The following is a 3,476-nucleotide window of genomic DNA, read 5'->3' on the forward strand; positions in this document are numbered from 1 at the left end:
CTCGGCACCATATATATCATTTAGTTGTACTTGTAGTAATTGATGAGACAGCCATCTGTTATGATCTGTCTCTCATCGTCTGTGAGTTCTCCAAGTCTAAGCTCTATCTCAGCAAAATTCTTGTTCACAACATATGCCTTGATGACCTCTGTCTTGTTCTTCACCGCATCCTTGATTCCCGGGATGAATACATAGTCGTCATTGTCAAAGTCGAAATCCTTGTCGATCACAAATGGAAGCATACCCCAGTTGATAAGGTTTGATCTGTATCTCTTTGTAGCGTACTCCTTTGCAATGTTTGCCCATCCACCGAGAACCTTCTGGCATGATGCAGCCTGCTCACGGGCTGAACCGTCACCTGGCTTAACAGCATAAATGGTACTTCCAACACCTGTGTTGCTTCCGCATACGTCCTCAAACTTCTCCTTGATGGCATGCATAACTTCCTTGACCTCTGGGAATGCCTTACCCATGCACTCACCTGCCTCACGAACCTTCTCTACAGCCTGGATAGCCTTCGCTCTTCCAACGTACTCAGGATCCTTTCTTGACAGAGTGAACTCTGCAAGTCCAAGAGGATTTGATCTGTATGATGAAGTCTCTCCTGATGGGATAAGCTCATCTGTTGTTGTTACAGGATCATGTATAACTGATGCCACCTTGAGGAGAAGGTTGTCTGTAAGAGGAACCATCTCAGGCCAGTCCTTGATGTTTGGACCAAACTTGATCTCAACCGAAGGATCAGCCTTTCCAACACCGTTGTAAACTCTTCTGTCGTATATAGCCTTGTCGAAGAAATACTTTGGATGTGTGTACTCTATATCTGCAAGGTCTGTTGCTGATGTCAGATAGCCCTTGTTGGCTGCAGTTGCTGCGATAGAACGCGCATCCATAAGCGCAACAGATGAGATCTGACCATTCTGTATCTTTGAACCCTCTCTGTTAGGGAAGTTTCTTGTTGAATGTCTGATGGAGAATGCATTGTTGGCAGGTGTATCACCGGCACCAAAGCAAGGTCCACAAAATGCTGTCTTAACGATGGAACCTGTCTCGATGAGATCAGCCAGAACACCGTTCTTTGCGAGCTGCATATATATAGGTGTACTTGCAGGATATACTGACAGTGTGAACTCGTCAGCGCCTATGCTCTTGCCTCTGAGGATATCAGCCGCATCGCAGATATTCTCATATCCACCACCGGCACATCCGGCGATGATTCCCTGCTCAACATACAGCTTGCCATCTCTTACCTTATCCTTGAGTGTGAAGTCGACCTTGCCGTCAAGGCTTACAAGTGCACGCTTCTCAACATCATCAAGGATATCCATGAGGTTGGCATTCAGCTCGTCGATGGTGTATGTGTTGCTTGGGTGGAATGGCATAGCTATCATTGGCTTAACTGTTGACAGATCTACATATACGACTCCGTCATAGTAAGCCACATCGCCAGGATTCATCTCCTTGTATGCCTCACTTCTTCCGTGAATGTCATACCAATCCTTTATCTTGTCATCTGTCTTCCATATTGATGACAGACATGTTGTCTCTGTTGTCATAACATCAATACCGATACGGAAATCTGCTGAGAGCTTGTCAACACCAGGACCAACGAACTCCATGACCTTATTCTTGACATATCCGCAGCCAAATGTTGCTCCGATGATGGCAAGTGCCACATCCTGAGGACCAACCCCCTTCTGTACCTCTCCGTCGAGATAGATTGCGATAACGCCCGGCTTTGCAACATCGTATGTCTTACACAGGAGCTGCTTTGCGAGCTCACCGCCGCCCTCTCCAATAGCCATAGTACCAAGAGCACCGTAACGTGTATGTGAGTCTGATCCAAGTATCATGGCGCCACACTCTGCCAGCATCTCTCTTGCAAACTGATGGATGACCGCCTGATGAGGTGGTACATACACGCCGCCATACTTCTTCGCACATGAGAGGCCAAACATATGGTCATCCTCATTGATGGTTCCACCTACGGCACACAGTGAGTTGTGACAGTTTGTAAGTACATATGGTATAGGGAACTCCTTAAGACCTGATGCTCTTGCTGTCTGGATGATTCCTACAAATGTTATATCATGTGAAGTCATCTTATCGAATTTGATCTTAAGATTCTCCATATTGTCAGATGTGTTATGCTTAGCCAATATTCCGTAAGCAAGTGTGTTCTTTGATGCCTCTTCCTTTGATGGAGCACTGCCAAGCTTTGATGCGAGAACCGCACCTGCCTCAGCATTATCCTCAACCAGCTCTGTACCATGTAACAGATAAGCACCGTTGTCAAATAATTTAATCATACTCTTCCTCCTGGTAATAGCTTTTTGTCATTTATGGAATTGCACACAGATGTATACAAAACCCCATGTTTCTCTACATCATACCATATTATTTTCAAATTTTAAATAGTATTATATTACAGCTTAACGCAAAAAATCTGCCATACATGCTCAGGCACATATGGCAGATCCTATGCATCAAATTGAATATACTGTACAGATACCCTTAACCGAAATACCTGTACCTGATACATCCTATCTGACACTATATAATCAATCTCCCCTCAGAGTTAATTATCCTCTGTTACATACACTATACTATTTGTATAATTTTTCCAATAGTTATTACAAAAATCGACACAAACGACGCGTATAACAACCTGAACGACATAAATTTTCGTGTACAACACACATATACTTTAATTATACCTATTGTAGAAATTCCCATTTGTATGATAGAATGTTCCTGATATGTTAATAATTTAAGAGTTTTGTTTATCTATCAATTTTTCACAGGAGTGTTTGATTATGAATTTTCTGATTGTTGAGGATGACAATATCCAGCTTACCGGCTTAAAACATATAATTGAAGAAGAGTACGCAGACGCTGTTGTCAACACTGCATCAACTTACAACGATGCCATAACAATAATAGATTCATTTGATATTGATATCTTTTTACTGGACATTGATCTCGGTGGAGGAAAGACCGGATTGGATGTATGTGGTTATCTCCGAAGAATTCCCAAATACAATGACACACCTGTCATCTTCATCACCGATATCACCGTTCCAAACCTTGATGTCATCAACAAGTATCATTGCCAGTATTATTTCTCAAAGCCTTATGACAGAATCGATGTCGTAGGAGGTATCAACTCGGTGCTCACACAGCCTGACGACCAGACATCAAGGATCCGCGTAAAGGATATCCAGGGAATACTTTTCCATATAAGCATGGATGAAATAATTTATGTATGTGCATCCGGCCACCACAAGCACATTTTCACATCCGACGGTGATTTTATCGTCACCAACCCGACCTTCGAGTCAATTTTGCAGGCTGCTGGTGATGTACCTCTGGTCAGATGCCACAAAAGCTATTACTTCAATCCCGACTACATACAGAGCTACGACAGATCCAATTCACTTATAACGCTGAAACTGGCTCAGGAATCCATACCGGTC

2 protein-coding genes are annotated in these 3,476 nt (G+C 43.2%); one reads left to right on the forward strand and one right to left on the reverse strand.

Features of this window, described 5'->3' with window-relative positions:
• Nucleotides 1-20: 20 nt before the first annotated feature.
• On the reverse strand, nucleotides 21-2,309 hold the full coding sequence (locus CCU_RS00650) for a hydratase (RefSeq protein ID WP_015533183.1): 2,289 nt from the start codon (nucleotides 2,307-2,309) through the stop codon (nucleotides 21-23).
• 507 nt (nucleotides 2,310-2,816) lie between these two features.
• On the opposite strand from CCU_RS00650, the gene CCU_RS00655 reads away from it, so the two are divergent.
• Nucleotides 2,817-3,476: LytR/AlgR family response regulator transcription factor (locus tag CCU_RS00655; protein ID WP_208895869.1), on the forward strand; the 660-nt coding region annotated here is incomplete at its 3' end.

It is taken from the genome of Coprococcus sp. ART55/1, from assembly GCF_000210595.1.
Lineage (GTDB): Bacteria > Bacillota > Clostridia > Lachnospirales > Lachnospiraceae > Coprococcus > Coprococcus aceti.